The 4,214-nt window shown below is 60.8% G+C and carries 4 protein-coding genes; 2 read left to right on the forward strand and 2 right to left on the reverse strand.

Translation table 11 applies throughout. The features are described from left to right. Window positions 1–333, forward strand: a 333-nt coding sequence (locus tag AC1D2E_RS34965; protein ID WP_478201652.1) for a hypothetical protein, incomplete at its 5' end; no start/stop codon positions are given. 207 nt (window positions 334–540) lie between these two features. Here the strand turns inward: AC1D2E_RS34965 and AC1D2E_RS34970 are convergent. Next, window positions 541–1,587: an IS630 family transposase gene (locus AC1D2E_RS34970; protein ID WP_478201653.1), complete on the reverse strand. Its 1,047-nt coding sequence runs from the start codon at window positions 1,585–1,587 to the stop codon at window positions 541–543. A 46-nt stretch (window positions 1,588–1,633) separates the two neighbouring features. Next, window positions 1,634–2,971, reverse strand: coding sequence for a M20/M25/M40 family metallo-hydrolase (locus AC1D2E_RS34975; protein WP_478201654.1), 1,338 nt, complete (start codon window positions 2,969–2,971; stop codon window positions 1,634–1,636). A 93-nt stretch (window positions 2,972–3,064) separates the two neighbouring features. Here AC1D2E_RS34975 and AC1D2E_RS34980 point away from each other — a divergent pair, with 93 nt between their 5' ends. Next, a complete protein-coding gene (locus tag AC1D2E_RS34980; RefSeq protein WP_478201655.1) occupies window positions 3,065–3,955 on the forward strand; it encodes a LysR family transcriptional regulator in 891 nt (296 codons plus the stop codon). Window positions 3,956–4,214 lie beyond the last annotated feature (259 nt).

Here is a 4,214-nt window from a genome sequence, read left to right on the forward strand (position 1 = left end):
GGCGACGAAGTCGCAGATTCCGTAGTTGACACGGAGGGGCGCGTCCGCAACGGTTGCACCCCTCCCGCTCGAACGGTCGGCCACAACCGGACATTCCCGACGACACCCCAGTTGGCTATGCTCGAAGCGACCGGTAAGGCATCGTCCGTCAGGATGCTCAACCCGGCCGTCAGACCGCCGATAGGAGGGTCCGTGCAAAAGATGGCGAATGCGATTCTTCTGTCGTTCCTGGCCGGTTGCGCAAGCACCCCGCCTCACGCCTATTCGGTCTGCTCGACTCAGCCGGGTACCTATGCGTGCCAAATCGAGCAATACCAAAACGTTGACGATTGACGCCGTCTCGCTTGAGACCGACAGGCAGAATGCGGCCAGGAGCGGAAGTTCATCACAACCTCCCAGCCTTGACACTGACAAGCGGTCACTGGCGTACGAAACGAGAGCGGCGGGAGCCGATCATCTTGCCATTGCGTCGGAAGCGCGTAGCATCACGGCGGCATCTCGCAGTGAAGTTCCTTGCCACCTCCGCGCTAGTCCACTGAATCAGAAGAATTGGCGGTATCGACGATTCGGATCGTCGTACTTCCACTTGATCGGCTTTGGGTCTTTGTTGTGCGCGCGGATGTAGCGCATGAGCTTCTTGTCGAGGTCCTTGACCGAGGTGAAGATGCCTCGACTGATGACGTCTCGCTGGATGCGCGAGAACCAGTTTTCCACTTGGTTGAGCCAGGAAGAATAGGTCGGCGTGTAGTGGATCTGGACATGCTTGTGCTCGGCGAGAAAGGCCTGCACAAGCGGGGTCTTGTGGCTGCTGACGTTGTCGCAGATGACGTGGATCTCTCGTCGTTGCGGCTGGCTGGCGAGCACGTCCTGCAGGAAGGCGACGAACTGCTCGCTGGTGTGGCGCGCAGCGGTCTTGCCGAGGACCTCGCCAGTGGCGGTGTTCAATGCGGCGAACAGGCTCAACGTGCCGTTGCGCTTGTACTCGAAGCCATGACTCTCGGCGCGCCCGGGCGCCAGCGGCAGCATGCGGTCCTTGCGATCAAGCGCCTGGATGGCCGTCTTCTCGTCCACGCAGAACACTGCCGCATGCGCGGGAGGATTCAGATACAGGCCGATCACATCCGCCGCCTTCGTCTCGAAGTCCGGGTCATTGGAGACCAGGTGCCGATCCAGTCGGTGCGGCTGCAGACCGTGCTTGCGCCAGATGCGTTGCACGGCGGAAAACGACACGTCGCCCAGCTCGGCCGCCAGCTTGCGGCTGCTCCAATGCGTGGAGCCATCCGACGGCTTGTGCTTGAGCGTCTTGTTCAACACCCGCGCCTCCAGCTTGGCCACAGGCCGCTCGGGCGCACGGCCCGGATGCAGCGACACCAGCCCGGCCAGACCCTCCAGCTCGAATGCCCGCGTCCAGCGGGTCACGAAACCGTCGTTGCAGGCAAGCTTGGTTCGGATGTCCACGCGCCGCTCGCCATCGGCCCACAGCAGCACGCAGCGCGCCCGCCGCGCCAGCGCAGCACTTCCGTGCCGCTTGCGGATCACCGCCTCAAGTTCGCCGCGCTCTTGCTTGGTCAAATTCATTCTGTGCATGCTTCCAAGGTGGAGCATACACAGCCAATTTCAATGGTTCAGTGGACTAGTTCCTGCGGCGAAGCAGCGGCTCGCTGACGTCCTTGATTCCCACGAGCGCGAGCACTGTCGTCAAGCCAACCTGAGCTTCCTCCCAACCGCTCGCTGGATTCCACCATTCCCCGGTGGTGTGCCAACCGCCCGACTCGCCGCCATTGGACACAATCAAGGCAGGAATCCCGAGCGACATCGGCACATTGGCGTCGCTGCTGTTCGGCACCAGTTGTGGTACGGGCCGGCCGAAAGCGGTCGTTGCTCGCACTGCCGTCTGCACGATGGTCGAATTCGTTTGCGTGCTGCCGCCCGGGCGATCGCCAATCAGGCGTGTGGTGAAGCTCATCGCATTGCTGTCCCAACGCTGGTTTTCCTCCGTCACGCCGGCAGCAACTGCGGCAAGGATCTTTCGTTCAGCATCCAACAATGACGCCATGTCGGCCGACCGGATATCGATGGCAATACGTGCCTCGGCGGCTATTGCGTTCACGGCGGTTCCACCGACCACGGTCCCGACATTGAAAGTGGTCTTGGGACTGGAGGGTGTTCGTACGTCAGCGATCTTCGCGACGGCACGCGCCATTGCATGAATCGCACTCGGTTGTCCAAAAGTCACGTAGCTGTGGCCACCAGGCCCCTTGAAAGTCACCTCGTAACGATGACTCCCAACGCCGCTCGTCGTGATGGAACCGGTGGGATCCGGCTCCATGCCCACCATGCCATCGATGTCGGTGTGATCGCGGAACACGGCCTTGATGCCTCGAAGGTCGCCAAGTTCTTCTTCCCCCACGTTGGCGACGATCATCAGGTCACCGACGGTTTGGACGCCGAGATCATTGAGCACCTTGGCCCATGACAGGAGCACCGCCAGTCCCCGCGTGTCGTCGGAGATGCCGGGAGCGAACCATTTGCCGTCTCGCACCTTCACCGTGACATCGGTGCCTTCGGGAAACACTGTGTCGAGATGCGCGGAAACGAGCAGCTTCGGACCGCGACCAACGCCCTTGCGGATTGCGATCACGTTCCCCTCGGCATCGATGCGGGCGTCGAGACCTAGCGCCTTGGCCCGGGCCAGAAACGCCTCTGCACGCGCTTTTTCCTTGAACGGTGGTGCGGGAATTTCAGTCAACAGCTTCAAGTCCTGCAACGACCTCTCGTGATCGTCCTTGACCGATTGCAGGACACGTTGCATCACTGGCGAAGCCAGAACTCGGGCTATACCTTGGTCAACAGGCGGGTCGATTGACGGCGTCGCGGCTACGGGCTGGGCCTGGGCCAGATGGAGGCCAAGAACGATGGTGCTCGCGGCGACGCCGATCGGAACATGGCGGCCGAAGCGAAGTTTGAACATGCGACGTGCTCCTTGAAAACCACGAATTGTGTTTCGATCCATGGAAGGTCGCTTGGCATAATTCTGTCAGGCTCACAGTTTTGCTTACAGCCCATGTCCCAGTTTCTTCCTTCGACCCGAGCGCTGCAAATCTTCAGCGCCGTGGCCCGTCGACAAAGCCTCAGTCAAGCTGCGGATGACCTTTCCCTTACCCACAGCGCCGTCAGCCAGCAACTTCAGAAGCTTGAAAATCAACTGCGCCTGAAGCTGTTCACTCGCTCCGCTCGCGGTGTCACGCTGACCGATGCAGGCCGGTTCTTTCGTGACCGAATCGACGACGATCTCCTGCGACTTCAGGCTCACACGCTGGAAGTTTTGTCGCTGCGCCAAGGTGAGACTTCACTGGTCGTCGGTGTGGTGCCGGTGTTGGCAGAGCGTTGGCTGGTGCCTCGCCTCGGTGGATTCCTTGCGCGGCAGAAGCACGTGAGCGTCACGGTACGTGAGTTCCCGAACAAGCTCTACACGTACGAACCGCCTTTCGACGTTGCGCTCCACTATAGCGACGCAATCTGGCCGGGCACGAATCGGGAACCACTGATGAGCGAGTCGTGTATGGCGATCTGCTCGCCACACGTTCCGTTTGCAGAACGCGCAAGCGTCGGCGACTTCCGTCGGGTGCCACTCGTTCATCTGACCAATCGACCGCAGGCTTGGCAGCACTGGTTTGCGGATGCCAGGCTCACGCGCATTCCGCAAAATCCGTTGGCCGGGCATCGTTTCGATCTGTTCTCGACGATGCTAGAAGCGGTTCGTTCGGGAATAGGGTTGGCGCTCGTGCCCAACTATTTCGCCCAACGTGAAATCCTCAACGGCGAGCTGATTCAGGCACATCCGCACGTCCAGAAGCACACCCAGAGCTACTCGGTGTTCACAACACAACAATCGATGGCGCAGCCGGTCCCACTTGCCTTCATCCAATGGCTCCATTCGGAGTCCAACCGTTGATGGCAGGCAGGGATCATTGATTCGCGGCTGGCCCGCCTGCACCGCCCCAGCACTCATGGCCCCCTTCATGGACTGGTCAATCAGTTCCTTGGGGATCGACGGCAACGCCGCCGCGGCGGCCGCTGCCGCCTTCGTCGTCTTCCTGCTTGGTATACATGCTCTTYGTCGTCATGCTATGCCTCGCACACAAGCTTCCGGACTGGCTCGGCCTCGCCCACTTTTCTGCCTATGAAGTCGGGCAGTTTGGCAGGTTGGACAC

Source organism: Variovorax sp. P1_H2 (assembly GCF_056405295.1).

Bases quoted from the DNA above. Each gene is read 5' to 3' on its own strand.
- AC1D2E_RS34970 (WP_478201653.1), bottom strand. From the start codon at position 1,587: ATGCACAGAATGAATTTGACCAAGCAAGAGCGCGGCGAACTTGAGGCG.
- AC1D2E_RS34975 (WP_478201654.1), bottom strand. From the start codon at position 2,971: ATGTTCAAACTTCGCTTCGGCCGCCATGTTCCGATCGGCGTCGCCGCG.
- AC1D2E_RS34980 (WP_478201655.1), top strand. From the start codon at position 3,065: ATGTCCCAGTTTCTTCCTTCGACCCGAGCGCTGCAAATCTTCAGCGCC.